The organism is Paenibacillus sp. VCA1 (assembly GCF_031583795.1).
Lineage (GTDB): Bacteria > Bacillota > Bacilli > Paenibacillales > Paenibacillaceae > Paenibacillus_AQ > Paenibacillus_AQ albilobatus.
Map to the genome: position 1 here is coordinate 342,385 of NZ_JAVLSX010000002.1, position 24,764 is coordinate 367,148.

21 protein-coding genes are annotated in these 24,764 nt (G+C 52.6%); 3 read left to right on the plus strand and 18 right to left on the minus strand.

All coding sequences use genetic code 11. The features are described from left to right. Nucleotides 1-12 precede the first annotated feature (12 nt). The 15 genes from RJP21_RS05250 to RJP21_RS05320 form a co-directional block, all read right to left on the minus strand. Nucleotides 13-1,965 carry a stage V sporulation protein D gene (locus tag RJP21_RS05250; protein ID WP_310858382.1) on the minus strand — a complete coding sequence of 651 codons (1,953 nt, stop codon included), beginning with the start codon at nucleotides 1,963-1,965 and terminating at the stop codon, nucleotides 13-15. Nucleotides 1,966-2,079: 114 nt separating this feature from the next. Then, nucleotides 2,080-4,398 (minus strand): penicillin-binding transpeptidase domain-containing protein, encoded by a 2,319-nt coding sequence (locus tag RJP21_RS05255; RefSeq protein WP_310858383.1) that lies wholly within the window; start codon nucleotides 4,396-4,398, stop codon nucleotides 2,080-2,082. Nucleotides 4,399-4,416: 18 nt separating this feature from the next. Then, nucleotides 4,417-4,839: an FtsB/FtsL family cell division protein gene (locus RJP21_RS05260; protein ID WP_201452228.1), complete on the minus strand. Its 423-nt coding sequence runs from the start codon at nucleotides 4,837-4,839 to the stop codon at nucleotides 4,417-4,419. 87 nt (nucleotides 4,840-4,926) lie between these two features. Further along, nucleotides 4,927-5,880 (minus strand): 16S rRNA (cytosine(1402)-N(4))-methyltransferase RsmH, encoded by a 954-nt coding sequence (gene rsmH, locus RJP21_RS05265; RefSeq protein WP_310858384.1) that lies wholly within the window; start codon nucleotides 5,878-5,880, stop codon nucleotides 4,927-4,929. Nucleotides 5,881-5,900: 20 nt separating this feature from the next. Beyond that, nucleotides 5,901-6,338 carry a division/cell wall cluster transcriptional repressor MraZ gene (mraZ, locus tag RJP21_RS05270; protein ID WP_160044645.1) on the minus strand — a complete coding sequence of 146 codons (438 nt, stop codon included), beginning with the start codon at nucleotides 6,336-6,338 and terminating at the stop codon, nucleotides 5,901-5,903. Nucleotides 6,339-6,555: 217 nt separating this feature from the next. Beyond that, entirely contained in the window at nucleotides 6,556-7,827 is a 1,272-nt protein-coding gene (locus RJP21_RS05275) for an adenosylhomocysteinase (protein ID WP_310858385.1), read from the minus strand. A gap of 47 nt (nucleotides 7,828-7,874) precedes the next feature. Beyond that, a complete protein-coding gene (gene bshC, locus RJP21_RS05280) occupies nucleotides 7,875-9,506 on the minus strand; it encodes a bacillithiol biosynthesis cysteine-adding enzyme BshC (protein ID WP_310858386.1) in 1,632 nt (543 codons plus the stop codon). A 368-nt stretch (nucleotides 9,507-9,874) separates the two neighbouring features. Further along, nucleotides 9,875-10,801: an ABC transporter ATP-binding protein gene (locus RJP21_RS05285; RefSeq protein ID WP_310858387.1), complete on the minus strand. Its 927-nt coding sequence runs from the start codon at nucleotides 10,799-10,801 to the stop codon at nucleotides 9,875-9,877. Further along, complete coding sequence (locus RJP21_RS05290; protein WP_310858388.1) at nucleotides 10,798-11,793, minus strand: ABC transporter ATP-binding protein; 996 nt, start codon at nucleotides 11,791-11,793, stop codon at nucleotides 10,798-10,800. The genes RJP21_RS05285 and RJP21_RS05290 overlap by 4 nt, the downstream gene beginning before the upstream one ends. Before the next feature lie 14 nt (nucleotides 11,794-11,807). After that, nucleotides 11,808-12,755 carry an ABC transporter permease gene (locus RJP21_RS05295; RefSeq protein WP_160044640.1) on the minus strand — a complete coding sequence of 316 codons (948 nt, stop codon included), beginning with the start codon at nucleotides 12,753-12,755 and terminating at the stop codon, nucleotides 11,808-11,810. A 2-nt stretch (nucleotides 12,756-12,757) separates the two neighbouring features. Beyond that, the gene (locus RJP21_RS05300; protein WP_310858389.1) at nucleotides 12,758-13,690 is read right to left on the minus strand and encodes an ABC transporter permease; all 933 of its coding nucleotides are present in this window, start codon (nucleotides 13,688-13,690) and stop codon (nucleotides 12,758-12,760) included. Between the two features lie 219 nt (nucleotides 13,691-13,909). After that, on the minus strand, nucleotides 13,910-15,565 hold the full coding sequence (locus RJP21_RS05305; RefSeq protein WP_310858390.1) for a peptide ABC transporter substrate-binding protein: 1,656 nt from the start codon (nucleotides 15,563-15,565) through the stop codon (nucleotides 13,910-13,912). Between the two features lie 144 nt (nucleotides 15,566-15,709). Continuing rightward, nucleotides 15,710-16,108 (minus strand): DUF3397 domain-containing protein, encoded by a 399-nt coding sequence (locus tag RJP21_RS05310; RefSeq protein WP_310858391.1) that lies wholly within the window; start codon nucleotides 16,106-16,108, stop codon nucleotides 15,710-15,712. Next, nucleotides 16,105-17,082 (minus strand): ketopantoate reductase family protein, encoded by a 978-nt coding sequence (locus RJP21_RS05315; protein ID WP_310858392.1) that lies wholly within the window; start codon nucleotides 17,080-17,082, stop codon nucleotides 16,105-16,107. Before RJP21_RS05315 ends, RJP21_RS05310 begins: the two co-directional genes overlap by 4 nt. Nucleotides 17,083-17,302: 220 nt before the next feature. Beyond that, nucleotides 17,303-17,950 (minus strand): RsfA family transcriptional regulator, encoded by a 648-nt coding sequence (locus tag RJP21_RS05320; protein ID WP_310858393.1) that lies wholly within the window; start codon nucleotides 17,948-17,950, stop codon nucleotides 17,303-17,305. Nucleotides 17,951-18,310: 360 nt separating this feature from the next. Between RJP21_RS05320 and RJP21_RS05325 the strand changes: the two genes are divergently transcribed. Next, entirely contained in the window at nucleotides 18,311-18,547 is a 237-nt protein-coding gene (locus RJP21_RS05325) for a DUF2626 family protein (RefSeq protein WP_160044634.1), read from the plus strand. 229 nt (nucleotides 18,548-18,776) lie between these two features. After that, a complete protein-coding gene (locus tag RJP21_RS05330; protein ID WP_310858394.1) occupies nucleotides 18,777-19,877 on the plus strand; it encodes a coiled-coil domain-containing protein in 1,101 nt (366 codons plus the stop codon). Between the two features lie 11 nt (nucleotides 19,878-19,888). Here RJP21_RS05330 and RJP21_RS05335 read toward each other — a convergent pair whose 3' ends face one another. Beyond that, nucleotides 19,889-21,130, minus strand: a complete 1,242-nt coding sequence (locus tag RJP21_RS05335; RefSeq protein ID WP_310858395.1) for an extracellular solute-binding protein — start codon at nucleotides 21,128-21,130, stop codon at nucleotides 19,889-19,891. A 182-nt stretch (nucleotides 21,131-21,312) separates the two neighbouring features. Continuing rightward, entirely contained in the window at nucleotides 21,313-22,644 is a 1,332-nt protein-coding gene (locus RJP21_RS05340) for a PhoH family protein (RefSeq protein WP_160044632.1), read from the minus strand. A gap of 108 nt (nucleotides 22,645-22,752) precedes the next feature. Here RJP21_RS05340 and RJP21_RS05345 point away from each other — a divergent pair, with 108 nt between their 5' ends. Then, a complete protein-coding gene (locus tag RJP21_RS05345; RefSeq protein WP_160044631.1) occupies nucleotides 22,753-23,322 on the plus strand; it encodes a YhcN/YlaJ family sporulation lipoprotein in 570 nt (189 codons plus the stop codon). 270 nt (nucleotides 23,323-23,592) lie between these two features. Here RJP21_RS05345 and RJP21_RS05350 read toward each other — a convergent pair whose 3' ends face one another. Then, nucleotides 23,593-24,669 (minus strand): LCP family protein, encoded by a 1,077-nt coding sequence (locus RJP21_RS05350; RefSeq protein ID WP_310858396.1) that lies wholly within the window; start codon nucleotides 24,667-24,669, stop codon nucleotides 23,593-23,595. Nucleotides 24,670-24,764 lie beyond the last annotated feature (95 nt).

The window sequence follows — 24,764 nt, forward strand, 5'->3', positions numbered from 1 at the left end:
TGATTCAGACCTTTAATCGGCAGCTTTGTTCGGCTCGTTCGTGTCCGGGTCGGTCCCCATGTAAATGCGGATCGTCGAGCCCCGTTCCACCCGGCTGCCCGGTTTCGGCGCCTGGCTGACGACCGTGTTGCCCGTGCCCGATTTGGACAACACGAAGTTCATGTTCAAATCCTCGTACAAATCCTGCACGGTGGCCCCGACCAAGTCCGGCACCGTAACGATCGGCGTATCGCCGTATTTATATGCCTTCGGCAGCTGATCCTTGCGCGGAGGCACGTTCAGCACCTGAAGGGAATCCCGCAAAATGTTTTGCACGATCGGCGCGGCCACGACGCCCCCGAATTGGATGCCCGCCGGATTGTCCACCGCCGTGTAAACGACGATTTGCGGGTCGTCCGCCGGCGCGAACGCGATAAATGACACGATGTGCTCCGTGGCGGAATAGCGGCCGTTGACGACGATCTGCGCGGTACCCGTCTTGCCTCCGACCCGGTAGCCGTCGATAAAGGCTGGGCGTCCGGTGCCGTTGGCCACGACGCTTTCCAGCGCTTCGCGGACCTGCTTCGACGTCTCTTCGGAGATCACCTGTCTGACCAGCTGCGGTTTGTTTTCGCTGACGACCTCGCCCGTATCCGGATTCACCCAGGCTTTGGCCACAAACGGCTTATACAGGTACCCGCCGTTGATGGCCGCCGAAACCGCCGCCACCTGCTGAATCGGCGTGACGGATACGCCCTGGCCGAACGCCGTGGTCGCCAATTCGACGGGGCCGACGCGGGACGGTTTGAACAAAATCCCGTTCTCCTCGCCGTTCAAGTCGATGCCCGTTTTCGAACCGAAGCCGAAATCGCGGATATATTTGAACAACGTGTCTTTCCCGAGCCGGTTGCCCAACGTGACAAAGCCGGGGTTGCAGGAATTTTCGACCACCTGCAGGAAAGTTTCGCTGCCATGGCCGCCGCGTTTCCAGCATTTCAGCGTGGCCCCGCCGATTTTGATGTATCCCGGATCAAAAAAACGCTCGTTTTTCAGGTCGACTTTCTTCTCCTGCAGCGCCGCCGCCAGCGTGATGATTTTGAAGGTCGAACCGGGCTCGTAGGTCATCCAGATCGGCAGGTTGCGGTTAATGACCTCGGACGCGTATTGCTTATAATTGCCCGGCTCGTATCCGGGCCTGCTCGCCATCGCGTAAATTTCGCCCGTCTTCGGATTCATCGCGATCGACCAGGCGCCCCTGGCCTGATACTGCACCATGGCCTGGTCCAGCTCGCGCTCCATGATCGACTGGATGGACTTGTCAAGCGTAAGCTGCAAAGTAAGCCCGTCCTTCGGCGCGTTGTATTTTTCCGAGGAACCCGGCATAATGCGGCCGCCGGCGTCCGACAGATAGGAGATGCTGCCCTGGATGCCGTTCAGCTTGCTGTCATATCTCTGCTCGACGCCCGTCAAACCTTGGTTGTCGATTCCGGTAAAGCCGAGGATATGGCTTGCAAGATCCCCATAAGGATAATACCGCTTATTGTCTTCGGCAACAACGATACCCGGCAGGTTTAAATCACGAATTTTCTGAGCAAGCTCCATCGTAATTTTGCGTCCACCGGGTTGAAGTTTCACACTCATCTTCCTTTGGGTAATCGTGCTTTTGATTTTCTCTTCCGTCATCCCGAGCAATGGCGCAAGCAATCTTGCGGTTTTGTCGGGATCTTTCACCTGAACCGGCACCGCCATGATGGTTGGGGAGCTGATGTTGTAAGCAAGCGGCACGCCGCTGCGGTCCTGAATCTCGCCCCGCTTGGCAACGGACGGAATTTGCCTTCTCCAGTTCTCCTCCGCTTTCGCCGAAAGCTCCGCCCCTTTGCCCAGTTGAACATAGGCCAGCCTTATTATTATAGCAGCAAACAGCAAGCAAAGAACGGCCAAGCTAACGAGAAGTCTGCGTCTGCGCGTCACGTTCGAAACCTTCACTTTTGATACCTCCCTGCTTATCCAGATCGACATGTCCGTTATTCCTAACATGGTATTCGGGACAAACAGGGGATAGAACAAGCTGTCCGAAAATGACAAAACTTTTCAGGTTCCTCAGTTATCTTTGTTTTTGCCGTTGGTTCTGCCCAATGAGGATTGATTCGTACCGGTAGACTGCCTGTTAGCTCCGGTTTGCGCGTTGGACTGCTGGTTTTTCCCATCCGCGTCCGAGGTTTCGCCCCGGTCTTTACTATCGTCAGGCGCATCCGAAGGCTTTAACGTCAGCTGCACCGTACGTTTTCCGTTTTGGCTCGTCACCTTCTGGCTCGTGACATATCCTTCGCCGCTGACGTTCACCCCGACTTTCATCAACGTCAGCACGTCCAAAGCGTCGCGCAGCGATTCGCCGGTCAAGTCGGGAACTTCCATCGTCTTATCGGTTTCTGTCAACAAATAAACATGCTGCCCCGGGCTCATCGGCGTGCCTTTGGCAGGAAACTGCTTCATGACCGCGGAACCCTTGCCCAAAGTATCGAATGCAATCCCCGCTTTGAGCAGCTGCTTCTCTGCATCTTTCACACTTTTGTTGACCAGGTCCGGGGCAAGCGGACGGTTTTGCGCTTGAATGGCGGTATTTTTCTTGCCGTCCGGATCTTGTTTGGTCGTGCTTTTCGGTACCCCCATATACTGAAGTGACTGCGATACAATCTTCTTAAAAACCGGTGCGGCAGCCGTACCGCCGCCGACCGTGGCGTTGTCAGGCTGGTCTATGACGACCAGGACGGCGATTTTCGGATCGTTCACAGGGGCATAACCGATAAACGATACGACCGATTTGGAATTATCGTATTGGCCATTAATATTTTTAATGGCCGTCCCCGTTTTGCCCGCTACGCGGTAACCGTCGATGTAAGCATGGCGTCCCGTGCCGATGTCTTGATCCGCTACGACCTGTTCCAAATATTGGCCGGTTTCTTTGGCCGCCTCCGGAGTAATAACCTGTTTTTTAAATTCTGGCGGGGTTACTTTTTTTGTGCCCGTATTCGGATCATCGATCTCTTTGATAATATGCGGTTCCATTAACTTCCCGCCGTTTGCAATCGCAGAAACGGCAACAAGCTGCTGAATGGGAGTGACGTTTACCCCGTGTCCATAGGATGCCGTCGCAACCTCAACGGGACCCGGGAGATTGACGGCCCAAGAGGTTTCTCCAGGCAGGTCTATCCCCGTTTTCTTGCCAAAACCAAAGTTTCCGATATATTGAAGCAATCGCTCTTTCCCCAATAGTTCTGTACCAAGCTTGACGAATGCTACGTTACTGGAACGTTTAACCCCTTCAAGGTAAGTGATTTTCCCCCATCCTACCCTATTGATATCATGGAGGTATCTTTTAGAGCCCTTGACAAGAATGCTGCCGGATTGGTACTTGGCATTTGGATCAAACAATTTTTCGTTAACGGCAGCAGCCAAAGTTACGATTTTAAACGTCGATCCGGGTTCATAAACCGATTTTATCGCATGATTCATGAAGGCGGAGTAATCATTCGTTTTCCAATATTTGTTCGGGTCGAATGTCGGCAAATTGGCCATCCCCAGTATTTCCATCGTCTTGGGATCCGCCGCAATGACCGTCATACTAATCGGATGATATTTATCAAAAGCTTCTTTCATGGCGTCTTCGATATAATACTGGATCTGATTATCGATCGTCAGCTTATAATTTTTACCATTGACAGGCGGTTGATAGATTTCGTTCGAATTGGGAAGCTTGTCGCCCGAAGTATCCGACTCGTATTTCAGATATCCCGGCGTCCCTTCCAATTCTTTGTTGAACATGTATTCAAACCCGGCAACCGCCTTGCCGTCGCGGTCCGTATACCCAAGCACGTGGGAGGCGAGCGTACCTTTCGGATAATAGCGTTTGGATTCCTTGATCAGGCCAAGGCCCGTTTCCTGGCCTTTCTTTCTCTTTTTAAGCTCCTCTTTCAGTTTGTCGTTCAGCTGATCGATCTGCTTTTTTTTGTTTTCGTCGATTTTCCAGCCTTCGTAGCGGACTTCCTTGCTTTTCGCATAATCCCCCGTTTTGCTGTCCTTGGCGTTCACAAGCTCCTTCAGCTCATCCACATTTTTGCCCAAAACTTGATGAAGCCCATCCACAACCATGTCCTCAAGCCCGTTGGCATGGATCGCTTTCGGGCTGACCACGACCGTATAAGCGGGGGCATTAATCGCCAGGGCGTCCCCGTTCCGGTCCGAAATGGTTCCCCGTTCCGCCGGGATTTGCGATTGCTTCACCCATTTCGCGACGCCCTTTTTATGCCAATCCTCGCCTTGAACGACTTGCAGCGTAAACATGCGGATAAACAAAACAACAAAAAGGAGGGTGATGAATCCTCCTAGTAGCAGTGTGCGAAGTTTTATTCTTTTAACCATACTTTAACCTCACAAGCTCTATTTTTTGTCGGCAGAACCGTTTGCGGCGTCTCCGCCTTTGGCCGAAATCGGCGACCGTTCGACGTTGATCACTTGCCCGTCGGCGGGTTCCTCGAAGCCCATCTGCTTCGCTTTATCGCGGATCCCCACTTCCAGCTGCTGCTTCTCCACCGTCAGCCGGCTGATTTCCTGCTTCGAAGCCTTGATCGATTTGTCGATTTTTTGGTACTGCTTGTTCAGCCCGTATATGTTCGCGTTTTGCCAGATGATCAGGCTTGCTATCATGACGCATACGACGATCGTGAACAAATAAAGCAGCTTCTCTTTGATCGGAAGTTGCGTTCGGCGGGTGACCACCATCGTCTTTTCCCGGTAACCGGGAGATGTGCGCTTCGTCTGTGCTTGTTCTTTAACTGCCAAGTTACCACGGGTATAGGCCATGTCTTCTTCCCCTTCATCCTAGTCTTACGCTTATTACAAGCATAGAGCGACCTTTATCGTTTATGGTTGTTTCGCTTTTGCCATCGTTCACAGTTTCTCGGCAACCCTCAGCTTCGCCGAACGCGCCCGCGGGTTCTGCTCAAGCTCTTCTTCGCCGGGGACGATCGGCTTCCGGTTGACCAGCTTCAACTCGCCCCTCCCGCCGCCGCAGACGCACATCGGGAAATCGGGCGGACAAGTGCATTTTCCGACATAGCCGTTAAAAATCTGCTTGCAAATCCGATCTTCCAGCGAATGGAACGTAATGACGGATACGCGCCCTCCGGGAGCCAGGCACCGAACGGCCTGATGAAGCGATTCCTCGAACGCCCGTAGTTCGTCGTTGACGGCGATCCGCAGCGCCTGAAAGCTTCGTTTCGCCGGATGCCCCCCGGTTCTGCGCGCAGCCGCGGGGATTCCTTCTTTAATAATATCGACCAACTGTCCCGTTGTTTGAATAGGCGATTGCGCACGGTGTTCCATGATGAATTTAGCAATACGCCGGGAAAATTTCTCTTCCCCATACTGATATAAAACTCTTGCGATCTCTTGTTCCGGCCATTCATTGACGATATGCCAGGCCGTCAAATCCGAGGATTGGTCCATCCGCATGTCGAGCGGGGCGTCGTGGTTATAGCTGAAACCGCGTTCCCCTTCGTCAAACTGCGGCGACGAAACCCCCAAATCGTACAAAATGCCGTCGACCTGCGGTACGCCGTCTTTCATCGGCACCGCCAGTTCTTTCAGCGTTTCCTCCAAATGGCGGAAGTTCGTTTTGACCAGGGAGACCTTGTCCGCGTAGGGAGCAAGCTTTTCCCTGGCATTGTCAAGCGCCCAGTCGTCCTGATCCAGCGCAATCAGCCTGCCGTATTCTCCAAGCTTGGATGCGATCAGGGAGCTGTGCCCCGCCCCGCCAAGCGTACAGTCGACATAAATGCCGTCTCGTTTGATGTGCAGCCCTTCTGTCGCTTCTTCTTTAAGCACCGTGATGTGATGAAACAAGCTGCAGCCCTCCAGACTTATTACAATTCGAAATTAAAATCGACCAGCTTCTCAGCGATTTCGTTAAACGTGCCCTCCGACTGCTGAAAATATGCCTCCCAGGTATCCTTGCTCCAAATCTCCACGCGATTCGATACGCCGATGATCACGCATTCCTTGTCAAGTCCGGCGTACCCGCGAAGATTCCCCGGTAAATTTACCCTTCCCTGTTTGTCCCACTCGCATTCCGTCGCCCCCGAGAAAAAGAAGCGGGTAAATGCGCGGGCATCCGATTTCATAAGCGGGAGCGATTTGAGCTTCTGCTCGAGAACGCTCCATTCGTTCATCGGGTATACGAAAAGGCACTGGTCCAAGCCGCGGGTGATGACAAATGAGGAGCCCAGAAGCTCGCGGAATTTGGCAGGAATGATCAAACGGCCTTTATCATCAATGCTGTGTTGAAACTCACCCATAAACATTTCGGCCAATCAACTCCTTACCCTAAATCCCCACTTTGCACCACTTTCCACCACTTAAGGATACTAGATTCGCCACCCAAAATCAAAATCCTTCTTGACGCCTGTGTTTTTTTGGATATAAATCCAGCCGCCCTCCTTTGCCCAAACGCAATAACCCCCTTGATCCATAAGGATTCAAGGGGGTTATTCGAGAGAAATCTCTAACCATGAATTTCCTTCATTCCTGCGTCGTCCAGCTGTCCAAATATTCGATCTGCGCCTTGGTCAACGAATCGAGTCCGATGCCCAGGCTCTCCAGCTTGTAGCGGGCTACCTGCTGATCAATTTCAAGCGGCACGTTTAGCACCTTGGCGCCGATCGTTTTATAGTTGTCGTTCACGTATTTCAGGGACATTGCCTGAAGCGCAAACGTCATGTCCATAATTTCCGCCGGATGCCCGTCTCCCGCGCCCAGGTTGACGAGGCGTCCTTCCGCCAGCAGATACAGCTTGCGACCGTCCTTCAGCTCGTATTCCTCGATGTTGCGGCGGACGGTTCGGATGGAAGCAGCCCGGCTGGCCATGTCCACTTTGTTGACTTCCACGTCGAAATGGCCGGCATTGCACAAAATCGCGCCATCCTTCATGACGTCAAAATGCTCCCCGGCAATGACGTCGCGGTTGCCGGTGACGGTCACGAAGAAATCGCCGCGTTTTGCCGCCTCGATCATCGGCATCACTTCAAACCCGTCCATATGGGCCTCAACGGCGCGGATCGGATCGACTTCGGTCACGATGACTTTGGCGCCAAGGCCTTTGGCCCGCATCGCCACCCCTTTGCCGCACCAGCCGTAACCGACGACGACGGCCGTTTTGCCGGCGACGACTAGGTTGGTGGTGCGGTTAATCGCATCCCACACCGATTGTCCCGTGCCGTAGCGGTTATCGAACAGGTATTTGCAATACCCGTCATTTACGGCTACCATCGGCAGCTTCAGCAAACCTTCCTTCTCCAGCGCTTTCAGGCGGATGATGCCCGTCGTCGTCTCTTCCGCCCCGCCGCGGATCGTCTCCAGCAGGTCCGGACGCTCCGAATGCAGAATGGTGACCAGGTCGCCGCCGTCGTCGATGATCAGATCCGGTTTCGTTTCCAATGCCTGAATGAGGAAGCTTTTGTATTCGTCCGGATCAGGATTGTATTTGGCCAGCACCGTTACGCCGTCTTCCACCAGCGCCGCACAGACGTCGTCCTGCGTGGAAAGCGGGTTGCTGCCCGTAATCGTCACTTCCGCGCCTCCCGCCTTCACCACTTTCGCCAAATAAGCGGTTTTGGCTTCCAGATGAAGCGCGATCGTTACTTTGAGCCCTTTGAAAGGTTGTTCGGCTTCAAACTGCTTGCGGATTTGGTTCAATACCGGCATGTGGGCCGAAGCCCAATCGATTTTCAGATGGCCCTCCGGGGCCAAAGACATATCCTTCACAATGCTGTTTTTCAAGGACAACGTGCTCATGAAAAACCTCCTCGTCAAATGGTTTGCTTCACTTTTGCAACAATTTGCTACATTTCGATGATTTGATGTTCCGGCGTATAACGCGTACAGCTTCCGATAACGTCTTGAAGCCAGCCGAAGCCATAGCGGTTTATATAGTAGAAAATGTTGTAAACTCTCTCCTGGGGTTTGCCGTTCGGGAACAGCGATACGGCGATGTGGTCCCATTGGCGTAGCGCCGCTTCATGCCGTTTTTCCAGCGCCTGCTTCGTCTTGCGTTCAAGGTAAGCGATTTGCTCCAAAATTTTGCTTTTGTTTTTCTCCCCGAGCGGCAGCAGGCCGGACTGGATGGTGCCGAGCTCGCCGATCAGCGGATCGTACAGCTTTTCGAAGGCGGCCCGCGTCTCTTCGAACCTTGGTTCGATGTGGAGATCCGCTTGGGCGTTCAGCCAGCTTTGGCGCGCTTCGCCCAAACGGTGCTGAACGTCCTGGAACGTCAAGCCGAACTGGTTCATCTGCTTCCGAACCGTTCCGCTGACGAGCGTAAAGGACATTCTTGGCAGCAAAATCGGCATTTGCAGGCCGAGCACGGCAAAAGCGTCCTTCGTGATCGCCCAATAGGAAATTTCCCCTTGCCCCAGCACGGTACAAAGCACCGGCAGCAGGGAATCCTGCATCAGCGGCCGCGTCAGCACGTTGTTGCTGAACCGCTCCGGATGGTTCGCGAGTTCGATTTCCAGCTGTTCCTTCGTAAAGCTGACGATGCCTTTGCGGTCCGCGAAAACATCGTCATGTTTATACAGCAGCAGCCGGTTTCCTTCATAAATATAAAAGAGGTTCGCGCCATCCGCCGCAACTTCCGCCTGCAGCGGATAGCCCAGGCCTGTTATGCGGTCCGCCGCCGTCTGGTACGTCTCGCCAAGCTCATCATTTTGCTTGATCATCCGTTCGAATACCGGGATTTCCAGCCGCCGCAATGCCGGGTCCGCCGAATCCAGCAAAATAAGGCCCGATTCGCCGAAAAGACGGCCCAGCAGTTTGGCGAAGGCATCGCTCAAATTGCCCGAAGCTTCGGCCGTTTGATGCAGCAGGTCCATAATTTCCGGCTTGTTGACGCTGTCGGGCAGCAGCGAGGCCAAATGGTCCAGCGAACGTTTCCACCGCTCGTTGGATACTTCGAGCTGACTGACCGGACCGCGCGGGCCCGGAGCGGCATCCATTTTGATTTTGGCGACCTGAAGCTCCGGCGTCATGACGTACGTATGGTTCACTTCTTCCCAGTCATGATCCTCCCCGGCGATCCAAAACACCGGAACGACGGGACGCTTCAGCCGCTCCGCAGCTTCTTTGGCCGCAAGCACGATCGTGAGCGCCTTGTACACGACAAGCAGCGAACCGGTAAACAGCCCGCTCTGCTGTCCGCCAACAACCGCGAGCGTACCTGCCTGCTCAAGCAAGTCGAGCGAGTTATGTACCTCTTGATGGTCGTTATGCTTGTTATTGTATCGTCTGAGACAAGCTACGAGCGCTTTTCTGTCGATACGGGTTTCTTCGGATGCATCCAGCCACTCCGCACGGCGCGACCATGCCGCATCCTCGCGGAAATCCGCACCGTACAGATCCTGCACCCGCGCATAATGGTTTATATAATCGTCTGCGAGAGCCGAGCCGCTCTTCAGCGAATCTGTTACTACATTCATGAGGTCTGCCTCCTATTATCGTACCTGTTTGAATCTTCCGTTTCCTATGTCAGGATTTTGCAAAATTCGATTCCGGCCGCTCCCTGGTCCAGTATATAGACGAACGAGACCGTTTCGTTCTATATATTGTTGATTGAAGTCGCTCTTTGGATTCTTGCAAAATCCTCATGTGTATCATTGCCCAAAAATCTTCCTTGATTGTAACCAAAGATCCAGCATGCGTCAAAGAAATCGGAAGGAAGCTTCCTTCCCTTCCGGCAAATGCTTCCGAAATAGTTACAGTTTCATTATTATAACGCTTCTTTCTCCGGTATGCCATGCCCAAACGAAAAAAAACCGCCGGTTTTACCGGCGGCAGCCTTCGGGGCTTAAGCGTAAGGAGCGGCAACCCAGTGGCCTTTCGATACTTCGACCAGCCGGGTGTCTTCTTCCGCTGCCTGTCCGTCCTTCGCGGAATGGATCGGTCCGGACAGTTCGTCGTTCATCACGATCCGCTTTTTGTTCTCCTCGACTTCCGGATCCGGAATCGGGATCGCCGACAGCAGCGTTTTTGTGTACGGATGGATCGGGTTCGCGTATAGCTCTTCGCTGTCCGCAAGCTCGACCATTTTGCCGAGGTACATCACTGCAACGCGGTCGCTGATGTGTTTGACCATGGACAGGTCATGGGCGATGAACAGATACGTCAGGCCGAGGCGATCCTGCAGCTCCTGCAGCAGGTTGACCACCTGCGCCTGAATGGATACGTCCAGCGCGGAAATCGGCTCGTCGCAGATGATGAATTTCGGATTGACCGCAAGCGCGCGGGCAATGCCGATCCGCTGGCGCTGACCGCCGGAAAATTCATGCGGGTAACGCGTCGCATGGTCCGGATTCAACCCGACCATATCCAGCAGCTCCTCGATCCGCTTTTTCCGTTCCTTGCGGCTTCCCGCCAGCTTGTGGATGTCCAGCGCTTCCCCGATGATGTCCGACACGGTAAAGCGCGGATTCAGCGAAGCGTACGGATCCTGGAAAATCATCTGCATGTCGCGGCGCATCGCTTTCATTTTGCCCGGCGACAGCTTGTAAATGTCCGTGCCGTTAAACCGGACGCTTCCGGCGGTCGGCTCGTACAAGCGGAGAATGGTGCGGCCGGCCGTCGATTTGCCGCAGCCGGACTCGCCGACCATCCCGAGCGTCTCCCCTTCGCGGATATAGAAATTGATATCGTCGACGGCTTTGACGATTTTGCCTCCGCCGACGTTAAAGTACTTTTTCAAGCCTTCGACTTCGATCAAATGGTTCTCTTTCATGACGAACGAACCTCCTTCGCCATCTCATGCAGATTCCAGCAGCGAGCCGTTTGCGTGTCGCTGAACACCGTCTCGCCGGGGTTGATGCGTTCGCATACCTTCATCGCCTCGTCGCAGCGCGCGCAGAACGCGCAGCCGATCGGCGGCTTGATCAAGTCCGGCGGCGTGCCGATGATCGGAATGAGCGGCTCGTCTTTTTTCTGGTCGAGCCGCGGCATGGAACGGAGCAAACCTTTCGTGTACGGATGCTGCGGGTTTTTGAAAATTTCCCATTTCGTTCCGGTTTCCACCACTTCGCCGGCATACATGACGATGACGCGGTCGCACATGCCCGCCACGACGCCAAGGTCGTGCGTAATCAAAATGATGGAGGTGCCGAATTTTTTCTGCATGTCCTTCATGACGTCCATGATTTGCGCCTGAATCGTCACGTCGAGCGCCGTCGTCGGCTCGTCCGCGATGAGAAGCGCCGGATTGCAGGCCAGCGCGATCGCGATCATGACGCGCTGGCGCATGCCGCCGGAAAATTCATGCGGGTACTGCCCAAAGCGTTCTTCCGGGTTTTTGATGCCAACGAGCTTCAGCATTTCGATGCCGCGCTCTTTGGCTTCGGCTTTCGTCATTTTCTGGTGCTTCATCAGCACTTCCGTTATTTGTCTGCCTACTTTGATCGTAGGGTTGAGGGAAGTCATCGGATCCTGGAAGATCATGCCGATATCTTTGCCGCGGATCGCTTCCATCTCTTTATTCGATTTTTTCAGGATATCTTCGCCCTGAAAAATGATTTCGCCGCTTTTGATTTGGGACGGCGGCGACGGAATGAGGCGCATGATCGTCTGCGCGGTCACGCTTTTGCCGCTTCCGGATTCGCCGACGATCGCCACCGTCTCCCCTTTGCCGATTTCGAAGTTCATGCCGCGGACGGCTTTGACTTCCCCGCCTTTGACCTTAAAGGAAACCTGCAGGTCTTTCACTTGTAAAATCGGATCCATGATCTCACCTCCTGTTATTTCAATTTCGGATCGAGCGCATCACGGAGGCCATCACCGAAAATATTAAATGCAAGCATGGTCAAGCTGATAATGATCGCCGGGAAGAGCATCCGCCAAGGATAATACATCCAGCCCGTCAATGCGTCGTTGATCATCGAACCGAGCGACGCCCTCGGGGCTTGCACCCCGAGACCGAGGAAGCTCAGAAACGCTTCCGAGAAAATCGCGTTTGGCACGGACAACGTCAGCGTGACGATGATCGGCCCAACCGCGTTCGGCAGCAAGTGCCGGAACAGCAGCCGGCCGGAGCCTGCGCCCATCGAACGGGAAGCAAGCACGAACTCGCGGTTTTTGAGCTGCATGATTTCGCCGCGCACGATCCACGACATGTTGATCCATCCGGTAATCGTCAGGGCCAAAATGATCGTGCCGATGCTCGGCTCAAACACGACCAGCAGCAAAATCGTAACGAGCATATAAGGAATGGAGTACAAAACCTCCGAAAATTTATTCATAATGGCGTCCACGCGTCCGCCGAAGTAACCCATAATTCCCCCGTAGATCACGCCGATCAGCAGGTCGATGAGGGCTGCGGCCAGACCGACGATAAGGGAAATCCGCGTTCCCATCCAAGTACGGACGAACATGTCGCGTCCCAAATCGTCGGTTCCGAACCAGTGCTCTTTAGACGGCGGCTGGTTTGTGTTCAGCAGGTCGTTGGTCGAGGAATCGAAATTCGCGAACAACGGGCCGAAAATCGCTGCCAGGACGATGAGCAAAAGCACAACCAAGCTCGCCATCGCCAACTTGTTTTTGCGGAGCCGCTGCCATGCGTCTTTCCACGCCGACAGACTTTCCCGCTGAATGATCTCCGCCTGCTTTTCGTCGACGCCGATTTTCCGGAAGTCTTCCGGCGTCAACTCTGCGGCTGCGTTCGTGAAAGTAGTCTCATTCGCTGCCACCGTTATCCCTCCTTCCCGCCGGTCAATTTGATGCGAGGATCAACCAGCACATAAACGATATCCGTAATAAAACGCGCAAGCATGAGCAGAACGCCGTAGAAAATGGTGACGCCCATGATCATCGTGTAATCCCGGTTCGTGATGCATTCAACGAACACTTTGCCGATTCCGCCGATGCCGAAGATTTGTTCGATGACGACGGAACCCGTAATGATATTGGCGGTCATCGGACCGATATAAGTGACCACCGGCAAAATGCCGTTGCGGATCACGTGTCTGAACATAATCGTTATCCAGTTCAAGCCTTTGGCCTTGGCTGTCTTGATATAATCGGCATGCAGCACTTCAAGCATGCTTGAACGCGTCAAACGCGCGATAAAGGCAATCGGTTGCGCAGACAACGCTGCGACGGGCAGCACGTAATCCAGAGGACCGTCGAAGCCCATGACATGGAACCAGCCCAGCTGCTCGCCGAATATAAACTGAATGAGGGACGCCAGCACGAAACTCGGTACGGCAATCCCCAATACGGCGAGGATCATGGCGACGTTATCGATCAGCTTTCGATGGTAAAGGGCTGCGAGCATCCCGAGCAAAATCCCGACGATGATCGAGATGACGATCGCGATCAGGCCGAGCTTCAGGGAAGCCGAGAAGGTTTGCAGAATGATATCCGTAACCTCCTGGTTTTGGTGTTTCATCGAAATGCCGAAGTCTCCCGTAGCTATATCGCCCAAATATTTAAAATATTGTACATATACCGGTTTATCGAGACCGTACTGCTCCATTAGACGGGCTTGGATCTCAGGCGGGACCTTTTTCTCGGACATAAAAGGATCCCCAGGTATGGCTTTCATCAGAAAAAAGGTGGCTGATATCAAAATGAACAACGACACCAGCATGTAAAAGAACTTGTTGGCTACATAACGAACCATGCCCGATTTAACCCTCCCCGCAATTATTTTCTAATTCTACATATTTCGACAATATTCGATATAATTCGATTTTAATGAATCCGAGGCGCTTTTGTCCAATCTATTTACTACTAATTCAAGAAATATCTACCTCAAGCAAAATCATGTGAAAAAAAATCGGGACATATATGGAAGATCCACATATATATCCCGAATTACTTTCCAAATTTACACTATCATTTACTCGAAGTATGCGCGCGTAAAGTCAACGCCGCCGGAGTAATCGATTTTGACACCTTTCAAGTTCGGTTTGATCAGTGCTACGTTGGTGTAGTAGTAAATCGGTAACAGCACTTGTTGATCTTGAATCAAAAGTTTTTCTGCTTTTACGAAGTCGTCCATACGTTTTGCGTTGTCGGAGGAAGCCAGTGCATCGCTGACAAGCGCGTCGTATTCTTTATTTTTAAAGCCGATGTCGTTGTTGCCGCTCTTCGAGGTCCACAGATCAAAGAACGTCATCGGATCGTTGTAGTCAGGGCTCCAGCCTGCGCGTGCGATTTGGTAGTTCAAGCTTCTGCGGTTTTTGAGGAACACGCCCCATTCCTGGTTTTCGGTTTGCACGTTTACGCCCAGGTTTCGCTTCCACATATCCGCCACGGCGAGGGCAATTTTCTTATGCTTTTCACTGGAATTGTAAATCAGGGTTACCGGAGGAAGCGTCGTGTAACCTTCTTCTTTCATGCCTTCCTGCAGCAGTTTTTTCGCTTCGTCCATTTTTTCGGTAAAGTAATCGTCTTTATGTTCCGTGCGGAAATCTTCTTTCTCGCCCGCAATGCCCGGAGGAACGAATCCGAAAGCAGGTTTTTCTTCGCTTTGCGTTACTTTTTCGACGATTTCCTGACGGTTCAATGCCATTGCAAAAGCCTTGCGGATTTTCGCGTTGTCAAACGGCTTCGCCGTTACGTTGAACTGATAGAAGTACACGCTGCCGATCGGTTTCAGATTCAGCTCGTTTTTCAGTTCTTTTTTCACCGCAGGCATTTGGTCGGTCGGAATTTCGCCGTTCGGGTTCCCCGCATAATCCAACTGTCCGCTTCTGTAACTGGAAAGCTCGGTCGCTCCGCTGTTGGAAAGGGACATCGTGATTTTGTTCAGCTTGATGTCTTTGTTATCCCAGTAGTTTGCGTTTTTCGTTACTTCGATCTTTTGACCGGTTGTCCAAGTCGTCAGCGTGAAAGGACCGTTTGTGATCATCGTTTTTGGATCGGCAGCCCATTTCGGGTTGTCCTTCACGGATTGGTGAACCGGATAGAACGTATAGAACGACGTCAGGCTGAGGAAATAAGGCGTCGGATTTTTCAGCGTGACTTCAAGCGTGTAGTCGTCGGTCGCTTTTACGCCTACTTGATTGAAATCGGTCATTTTTTTGTTGTTGTATTCTTCGGCGCCTTTAATGTAATACAGCTGGTAAGCGTATGGCGGAGCCGGCGTCGAGTTCGGATCGAGCACGCGCTGCCATGCAAAGACGAAATCTTTGGCAGTCACAGGATCGCCGTTGCTCCATTTCGCATCTTTGCGGAGGTGGAAAACATATTTCAGTCCATCGGAAGAGATATCCCATTTCTCGGCTACCCCAGGGACCGGTTTGCTGTTTTCATCCAGGCGGACCAGGCCTTCATACATCATGTTAAGCACAGTATGAGCCTGGGAGTCTTGCGCTTGCGCCGGGTCAAAAGTTGGCGGTTCAGCGCTGAGGTTGATGTGAAGTATTTGATCTTTGGCAGCGGAGGCGTTTTCCTTGGAACCGCCGCCGGCGTTCTTCGAGCCGCAGCCCGCAAGAACGGTTCCCACAACTAGGAGCATCGTTAGCAGGGTCAATAGTGTTTTCCTTCTCATGATGTAAATCCCCCTAAGGTTATTAAGTGTATGGTAAATGATTATACAACCAGTGGTCAAAAAAATCCATACCCAAAATCAAGTTCATAACCTTGGGTATATGGCGATGCCGCTTTTTCGGGCATTTTTCGTCCTGCATATTTTCTACGACATCGTTATGAATATGTATTTTAGGATTCCAAATATTGTAAATAACAGGTAACTGAAGCTCATGATGACAAAGGACATCCGCCAAATTAGTTTTGCCATTTTTTGTATGTCTATCCTGCCCTTGAGGCGGTTTTGCGCGCTGCCGACAAGCCCTACGGAAATAAGCAAAAGCAGCAATATGAGATAAAATCCAAACCTGGAACCAAAGGTAAGATTAAACAGCGCCGATACCGAAATGATCAGGAACAACGTCGTCACGTCCATGGCAAGCTTAAGGGAAGCCTTTCGGTTATGTTTCCACCTGTAATGGATAAAGTATACGAGCAAAAAAGGAAAAAACGGGAGAAGGCTCAATAACACAAACGAATTTTCCAGAAAATCCAAACGGATCACTCCTCTCGAATCGACAATCCTTTCACAAGGGCGGCAATCAGCTCGTGGGCCGGAGCCCGCATCCCGGCTTTTTGCGCCAAAGCGATGATTGCGCCGTTGATCCAGTCCACCTCGGTTTCCGCCCCGTCCTGAACATCCTTCAGCATTGAAGACGTATTGTCTGCCGTAGCCCGGCACACGTCCAGAATCTGATCCCAAATATCCTCTTCCCAGGGGATGCCGTAGGCGTCATATACAGCGAGCGCTTCGTCAAGCAGCTGTCTCATGGCCTGCAAACGAACGTCCGAAACGAGCAGCTCCCCGTTGCGTATATTCCACAGCGCGGTAAGCGGATTGATGACCGCATTGATCAACAGCTTGCGATAAATTCTGCTATCCATGTCATTCGCTAAAACCGCCGAAAATCCTGCATTTTGCAGCATTTCCGCCAAATCTTCGAGACGTTTTTCATTCCGGCCATCCAACCTTTCTCCGCCGGCGCCGATCCATGTCGTTCCCGCTCCCGCATGCACCACTTCGTGCGATGCCGTCCGTTTCGCCCCTTCCGTCGTGACGGCCGCATACAGCGGCCAGCCGGGAAGGATCTTTTGCAGCCGCTCCATATGCCCGAAGCCGTTCTGGAAGCAGACGACCCCCGGCGGATTCCCGGCCGCTTGCTTGTCCCCCAGCAATTTCGCCGCCGACATCAAGCAGGCCTCTTCGGTGTCCTTTTGTTTGGTCATGAGCATCATCCAGCGTCCGGGCTTTTGGCTCCATGCCGGAGCAAACTCCTCCAGCGTACCCGCAGCGAACGTTCCCGGCACCGCCCGAATGCAACAATCGCCGGCAGCGTTTCGAATGAGAATGCCTTTGGAGTTAAGCTCTTTTGCCTGCTCGGCCGTTCGGCACCATATCCGCGCTTCAACCCCCGCAGCCGCGAGTTTACCGCCGTACAGCAGCCCAAGCGAGCCGCCGCCGATCAGATCTATCGTCATCGTATATCCCCACCTGTTTCGACTTTTGCTTGCGATATTATTTCTTGAGAACTTGTTCCTTCTATTGCTATTATAGCCTACGTGAAGCCCCGGAAACGAGAAAAAAGTCTGGCTTCGTCAGCACAGACTTCGTACTCCCCCCTGCAAAATACCCGTTCGGCGCTTAGGGCTCAGCTGATCCGGACGGGTCCTTCGGGTTATAACTTGATGATGTTCACGCCTATTCAATGCGTTCGAGATTGCCGTTTGCATCCATCTTAAAGCGGGTTTTAAGCTCTTCTTCTTCCTCCGTCAAAAAAGCAAGACGGCGCGCCCGGTCCATGATTTGGATCAGCGCTTTGTAATCGTCATTGACAACCCGGTAGTCCGTCTGAACCTCGTTTACTTCCTTGCTCAGCTGCTCGTTGATTCTGCGCAAATTGGCGATCTCGTCTTCTTTTTCGCGAAGCTCTTTCTCGAGCATTTTGAGTTGGCGCCCGTTTTCCTGCAGATTTCCTTTCCATTGGCGCAAAAAGCGGATGACCGCATCGATGGACAGCGACTCCTCGCTTGCCCCGTCAACCTTGAAATATCCGGCCTCGGCTTCGAGTCCCAGACCTGCAACCTGCAACCCGTTGCTCGCAGGTTGTTTTTTGTAATAGCTTCGTTTTTGCCGTTGCGATTTGGCCAGGCTGATGGCTTCCTCGTACTTTTTGCGGACGCAGCTGTTCCAGCGGAATCCGCATGCTGCCGGCGTTCTGCCGATTTTTTCGCCGACCTCCTCGAATGCGGCCAGCTGCGTGCTTCCCTCACGGATATGCCTTAAGGTAACCTCCGCCAAAATAAGATCGTCTTCGGCGCTCCACGCATCTTGTCTAACTGCTGTCATGCAACAAAACCCTCCTAACAACATCCTAAAATAACCGTCTTCAAACCCTTGATTTGCGATTTGGCTTGAATGGGGTATAACAGCTGCTTAATTTCATTTCTATGCTTCTCATAGAGTTCATAGAATCTATTTGATACTAAATTGTATTGCCAAATTTTAATGGGCTCATACTCCAAAGGCTGGAAATTTCACCTGCGATTCTTCGGGCTGAATACTTTCCATGGCAATGATCACAATAAGCAATAGAGAAATGAAAAAAGTTCACATTTGTTCATGACTTTTCGTTTACACCCATTTGCGATAACGTTATAATGATGTGTAGTAAAGCTACGACCGTACATAAGAGAGGGGGATACTTACGTGGCACGCATGTTTCGAGTACTTGGCTTCTTTACGCTCGCGATCGGTTTGATGGCATTTGCCGGAAACATGGTGGAGATGGCGTTGCTGTTTTTCGTGCAGACTGCCTTTTTCATGATTTTGGGTTACCTGAAATTTACGGAAAAAACCTATATTGTTCTCTTCTGGGGCTACATGATCGTGACGTTTACCGGTTTCAGCTACTGGACAGTCTTCAAAATGGGTCTGCCGCTGTAATTTGGATTCCCGATCAAAGCTTCAAGAATTCCAAAAGAGACGATCCGACACCGTTGCCGGACCGTCTTTTTTCATTTTGGCGGTCTCGGCTAAAGAGATATGAATTGTTTGTTGATCGTCCGTGCCTTTCGTCCGTGAACGAAGATTATGAAATGGAAGGTGCAAGCATATAGTTTAAAATAGGACTGGCAATCAAAGGTTCTAGTCTTGCCTTGAGGGGGGAAGATCTGTGAAAGGCATCTGGAGACGTCAACGGCTGCTGGTTCTGATCGTGCCGGTTTTGCTCCTCTCCCTGCTGCATCCGCAGCAAACGCTGATGGCCGATCCGGAAGTCCCTGAGGACGCCGAGCAGCAGCAGATGCTGCAAAAGGGACTGTCGATCGTGGAGATCGATCATGAGATTGAACGCATCAAAGCCCGGCAGGAGGAAACGCAAAAAGAAATCGAGAAACTTCAAACCCAGTTGGAAGACAAGGAGAAACAAATCGAGAACCGCCGGGAGCGTGCGGGCGCCGTCATCCGATCTTATTATATGGGCGATAGAGAGAGTTTGTTCACGATACTTTTTTCGGCGCAGAGCCTAAGCGAACTTATCGAAATATACAACTTTTACGAACTGATCATGGATCAGGACAAAACGGTGCTGGATGCCTACCAATCGGAATACGCGAGCATCAAGAAGACGAAAGGCCGTCTGGAGGACTCCAACCGCCAGCTGGAGCAAATTAAGGAAAATCTCGTAAAGCAAAGGGAACGCGTGCTGGCGCTGCAAAAGGAGCTGGACGGCGACATTTCCGGCAGCAGCGACCCGGAAGCGATGAAAAAAATGATTGCGGAGTTTACGGCCTATTGGGAGAACGTCGGGATTTACGAGGTAAAACGGTATTTTTCGGCCCTTTCGTCGGCCATGAACGACCTTCCCGAATTTATCCAAAGCAAAAAAGGCGCCATTCGGACGAACGGCACCACGTATACGATCGAAGTTCAGGAAAAGGATTTGAACGAATTTCTGGTCGGCAAAAACGAGCTGTTCAAAAATTTCGCCTTCCGTTTCCGGGACGGCAAGGTGATTGCGGAAGGAACAAGCGGCACGCTGACGCTACAGGTGGAAGGGCATTACAGCATCGAAAACGAACCCGAAAACTCGATCCTTTTCCATGTCGACAAACTTGTGTTCAACGGACTGGAGCTTCCGGACACCACCTGCCGCCAGCTTGAAAACGAATTCGACCTCGGCTTTTACCCGCAGCAGATCGTATCGTTCGTCAAAGCGACCGAAGTCAGCAGTACGGACCAAGTGCTTCACGTTACGCTGAAGCTGTCCATGTAGATCTTTTTGTTCTACTGGGCGGGTTTTTCGGCCGAATGGCCGCTCATCGTTTCCCTGTACTGCTGTTCGGTCGTTTTTCCGGAAAGGAAAAGCTTTGCGGCAGCGGCGAAATCATTCCACCCGGACTGCAGCGAACGGTCCAAAGCCCCGCCCTCGTTCGGCTTCAGCAGCCGGTCGAGCGGGAGCGGAGGCGATTGGAAAACGTCCCTGGCATACGCCTTTTTGCGCACGGGCAAATATCCGGTGGCATCCGTCCATATTTTTTGGGACCTATCCGACGTCATGTACGCGATCCATCCGGCGGCTTTTCCGGGATCTTCAACCTGCGACGAAACGGCAAAAGACCGCCCGCGCAGCAAAAAAGGATTCGCCGCGTACAGCCGTTCCGGCACCCGAAGCTCCACCATTTCCATATGGGCCTGGTAGGCCGCCGAGTAAGGCACGGACATCAGCGTCAGTCCCCCTTCGCTCAGGCTTGACCAGGCTGTTTGCATGTCTTTGTTGTTGATGAACTGGATGGATGGGCGAAGCTTCGCCATGGCTTCCATTTCCGCGGCCGAAGGATTGACCGGATTCGCCGTCCCGAACGCTCCCATAAATGCGGCAAACGCATACGGATCACCGGCAGGCAATCCGATCGCTTGTTTATCCTTTCGGCTTTCCAGCTTGGCCAAAAGCTCCTTCCATTCCTTTTCCCCATGCGGCGAATCGCCGGTTTCCGGCGCGGAGCCTTGTCCCCGCCACACCAGCACATAAGGATCCATATCCAACGGGACGCCCCACTGATAACCGTTCCATTCAAGCATTTGGGAAATCGGGCTGATGACGTCGCCTCCGGTCGTGCTGCTTTGATAGGATTCCGAAGGCAATATGTAGCCGCCGAGCGCAAGCGGTCGGATCCACGGGGTGTTGATCAGCATGATGTCCGGTCCTTCGCCGACCTTCAGCGTTTCCGTCAGCCGGCGGTAAGCGTCGGCATCCGGTATGTTATTTAATTCGACCTGCACTCCGGTTTCGCTGACGAAAGCTTCGTTCAAGCCGGTCAGTTCCTTGAAATCGGATTCATCGAGATGTGTGGCGATCCGGATCGGCTTGTTGTCCGTATCCTGCGGCGAGGCAGGCTGCGGATTCCAGACGTTCGTTTTTTTCTCTTCGCCGCGGCTGCCGTCAGTGGTCAAATTTTGGGCTTGGGACAAGCTCGTTAAGGACAGCAGCAGGATGGCAAACAATAACCAATAGTTTTTCCGCTTCAATTCGGCCCGCCTCCTCGGAAAATGCTTCATCCCACTCTCCATAGTTTATCAAAAAGATAGGGCGCTTGTCCTACTTTTTGTTGGAAATGTTTGGACTCCCGGCCGTCAAGATGATCAAAGCCCTGGATCCGATGCGCCATGCATGCAAGAAGATCCAGGACTTTGCAATCGCCTTGAAATGTCTACAGCAAATCCGCCGCCAGCTGAGCGAGCTTCGACCGCTCCCCTTTTTCGAGCGTTATATGTCCGCTGATGTTTTCGGCCTTGAATTTTTCGACGATGTACGTGAGTCCATTGCTTGATGCGTCGAGATAAGGGTGGTCGATTTGTTCGGGATCGCCCATCAGGATGATTTTGCTGCCTTCGCCGACCCGCGACACGATCGTTTTGACTTCATGGCGGGAAAGGTTTTGAGCTTCGTCCACGATGATGAACTGCCCCGGAATGGATCTGCCGCGAATGTACGTCAACGCCTCGACTTGGATGCTGCCGAGTCCCATCAAAATTTTGTCGATGTCGCCCGATTTTTTCGTATCGAACAGAAACTCGAGGTTGTCGTAAATCGGCTGCATCCATGGACGCAGCTTTTCCTCCTTTTCCCCGGGCAGGTAACCGATATCTTTGCCCATCGGCACGACGGGCCTTGCGATCAGCAGTTTTTTGTATTTATGCTCATCTTCCACTTTCATAAGCCCGGCCGCAAGCGCCAGCAGCGTTTTGCCCGTGCCCGCCTTGCCCGTAATCGTAACCAGCGGAATGTCGTCGTTCAGCAGCAGCTCGAGCGCCATTCGCTGCTGGGCGTTCCGGGCGCAAATCCCCCAAACGGGGTCGTTGCTCAAATAAAGCGGCTCCAGCTTGGTAGCTTCCGCGTTAACTTTCAGCAGCGCCGATTTGGTGCTTCCCATCTCGTCCTTTAAGATGACGAACTCATGCGGGTGAAGCGGGTAGGAAAGCTGCAGCGGCTTGATCGGGAGAAAACGGTACGAATAAAACTCGTCGATCACCGACGGATGAACCTTGAGCTTCAGGTTGCCCGCATACAGATCGTCCGGCCCCGCCGTCCGGTCCGACAAATAGTCCTGCGTATTCAGCCCAAGCACGTCGGCCTTAATCCGGACCAACACGTCCTTGCTGACAAGCACCACCTCGGACGGGTCCTCCTTTTCGCTCTCCTCCATATGATAATTCAAGGCTACGGCGAGTATGCGGTTGTCGTTGGAAATCTCCCCGAACATCTCCTGAACCTTGAGAAAACTTCTGTGATTCAATTCCACCTTCAGACTGCCGCCGTTATCCAAAGCAACCCCGCTGTGCAGGTGCCCGCTTTCCCGCAACCGGTCGAGCAGTCGCGACACCGTGCGGGCGTTCCGCCCGATTTCATCGGCGTTGCGCTTTTTGGAATCGATCTCCTCAAGCACCACCGCGGGAATGACGACCTCATGCTCGTCGAAAGCGTAGATCGCCCCGGGATCGTGAAGCAGCACGTTGGTATCCAGTACAAAAATTTTTCTCATACCTTCTCCCTCCACCAAACTCATAATGAACACATAAATTATTCCGTCATGGACATCCTAAGTTACAATTCGCCATTAGAATCTATGACCTGGAAAGGACGATCACATATGAGAATGCTTCTGCTTGTCGTGTTGGCACTGGCTATCGTTAGCGGCTGTAACAAGGCTCAGGACAAAAACGCATCACCCTCTCCTCAAAGTAAACAAGGACCTTCGGCAGCTTCCACCCATTACAACCGGGCAACGGTGCAGTCGACCGGAAAATCGGCGGTGCGTACGGCGGAAAACACGACCGATCTGTCGATCAAAAACCATCTCGAGGCATTGGCCGAACGCGTGGCCGGAGTGAAAAAAGCTCACGCCGTCGTGTTCGGAAACACGGCTGTCGTCGGCATCGACGTCGACGGCAATCTGACCCGGTCCCGCGTCGGCACCATCAAATATTCGGTAGCCGAAGCGCTGCGCAAGGATCCGCGGGGGAAAAACGCGCTCGTGACCGCCGACATGGATTTGTCGCACCGGATTGCCGAAATCGGGGAGCATATCAAAAAAGGAGAACCCGTCTCCGGCTTCGCTTCGGAGCTTGCCGACATCGTCGGCCGCATCGTGCCGCAGCTTCCTAAAGACGTCAAACCGAAAACCGGCACGCCGCCGGCTGCGCCGACACCTCATCGCTAAGCAGGCCCTTTTTCCGCAAAACGCAACATTTTCCGCGCGAAATGAAGAAAAAGCCCAGTGAAATATCACTAGGCTTTTTTCTTATGTGGACGCAAGAAGCAGCGCCCTGCTTTGGAACCGGCAGGCCGGCAGCTGCAGCATACGGTTGTATGATCGAAAACGGCTGACGAGATCACTTGCGCAACTGCTTCGGACATCTTCCCGACCTCCTGTACAGGTTCCAGTGTACTCTATTATATTAGGTGTCTTCGCAAATATTGCCCCCAATATTTACGGATTCGCCTTCTCCGCGTTTCCCGTCGAAGCCGGTTGGACTTTTCCCGCCATTTCGTCTTTGAGCGCCTGCTTCGCTTGATTAAGCTCGGCATCGTCCACATAGACGTACGGGCTTCTCCAAGTCCCCGTAATCGGCATAAACCGAACGTCTTCCTTATTTACCTTCCAATAAGTGGCGATCATGTTTTTCAGCTGATCGCTTTCGATGTCGGTTTCCATGTTTTTGTCCATGGCCTTCAGAACGCCGCCAAGACTTGTCACGCCCTTGAAGGTTTGCATCTTGTCGATCAGCGCGTGCAGCACTTCGTTTTGTCTGCGGTTGCGGTCGAAATCGTCCGAGCCTTTCGTTTTGGGACGGCAGTTGGATTTGCGGTACCGCACGTAATCCAGCGCTTTTGTCCCGTCAAGCTTCTGCTCGCCTTTTTTCAGGTTGATGTTCGTTCCGTCGGCGGTGTCCCGGTAACACATGTCCATATCGACATTAATGTCCACGCCGCCCAGAGCGTCCACCGCGTCCCGAAATCCCTGGAAGTTGAGGACCGTCACGTAATCGATCGGAATGTCGAAATATTTGCTCATCATCGTTTTCATTTCGTCTTCCGCCTTGATGCCGGTATCCTTTTCTTTCGAAAGGAACGTCGGATAGTAGGCGTTCGCTTTGTTGGACTTATAACCCTTCAGCTGGATTTTCGTATCCCGCGGAAGCGAAACGACCGTAACCGTTTTGGTATCCGGATGAAACGCGGTCAACATGATGACGTCGGACAGATGCGTCTTTGTCTCGGGACGGTAGTCGGTCCCAAGGAGCAGCATCGTCAACGGCTTCACTTTTGCCGATTTTTCCGGCGGAACCGGGTTGTTGTTGCCGGTATTCAGCACGCCGTTTTCGGCTTCGTAATACAAGTAACCGGCATAACCGGCCACGGCAAGTACGGCCAAGATGATCACAATGAAAACCAGCTTAAAAAATGCTTTCAATCCGCTCTTCTTTTTTTTCTTTTTGGGCGGCTGTTTGCTTTGTTTGCTGCCACTTTGAGATCGTGGAGGTAAATTATTATTGCTGAAACTCATCTCAAACACCTTTTTCATTTATTTTGAGTTATTCTCTCTATAAACGACGACGCCGCGAAAAAAGTTTCAAAAGAGCCGGAAATGGGTTGCCGCGA

Coding starts and splice junctions, on each gene's coding strand:
- RJP21_RS05290 (WP_310858388.1), bottom strand. CDS start 11,793: ATGGATCCGATTTTACAAGTGAAAGACCTGCAGGTTTCCTTTAAGGTC.
- RJP21_RS05300 (WP_310858389.1), bottom strand. CDS start 13,690: ATGGTTCGTTATGTAGCCAACAAGTTCTTTTACATGCTGGTGTCGTTG.
- RJP21_RS05275 (WP_310858385.1), bottom strand. CDS start 7,827: ATGAGCACGTTGTCCTTGAAAAACAGCATTGTGAAGGATATGTCTTTG.
- RJP21_RS05350 (WP_310858396.1), bottom strand. CDS start 24,669: ATGAGTTTCAGCAATAATAATTTACCTCCACGATCTCAAAGTGGCAGC.
- RJP21_RS05305 (WP_310858390.1), bottom strand. CDS start 15,565: ATGAGAAGGAAAACACTATTGACCCTGCTAACGATGCTCCTAGTTGTG.
- mraZ (WP_160044645.1), bottom strand. CDS start 6,338: ATGTTTATGGGTGAGTTTCAACACAGCATTGATGATAAAGGCCGTTTG.
- RJP21_RS05320 (WP_310858393.1), bottom strand. CDS start 17,950: ATGACAGCAGTTAGACAAGATGCGTGGAGCGCCGAAGACGATCTTATT.
- RJP21_RS05345 (WP_160044631.1), top strand. CDS start 22,753: ATGAGAATGCTTCTGCTTGTCGTGTTGGCACTGGCTATCGTTAGCGGC.
- bshC (WP_310858386.1), bottom strand. CDS start 9,506: ATGAATGTAGTAACAGATTCGCTGAAGAGCGGCTCGGCTCTCGCAGAC.
- RJP21_RS05255 (WP_310858383.1), bottom strand. CDS start 4,398: ATGGTTAAAAGAATAAAACTTCGCACACTGCTACTAGGAGGATTCATC.
- RJP21_RS05260 (WP_201452228.1), bottom strand. CDS start 4,839: ATGGCCTATACCCGTGGTAACTTGGCAGTTAAAGAACAAGCACAGACG.
- RJP21_RS05315 (WP_310858392.1), bottom strand. CDS start 17,082: ATGACGATAGATCTGATCGGCGGCGGCTCGCTTGGGCTGCTGTACGGC.
- RJP21_RS05285 (WP_310858387.1), bottom strand. CDS start 10,801: ATGAAAGAGAACCATTTGATCGAAGTCGAAGGCTTGAAAAAGTACTTT.
- RJP21_RS05340 (WP_160044632.1), bottom strand. CDS start 22,644: ATGAGAAAAATTTTTGTACTGGATACCAACGTGCTGCTTCACGATCCC.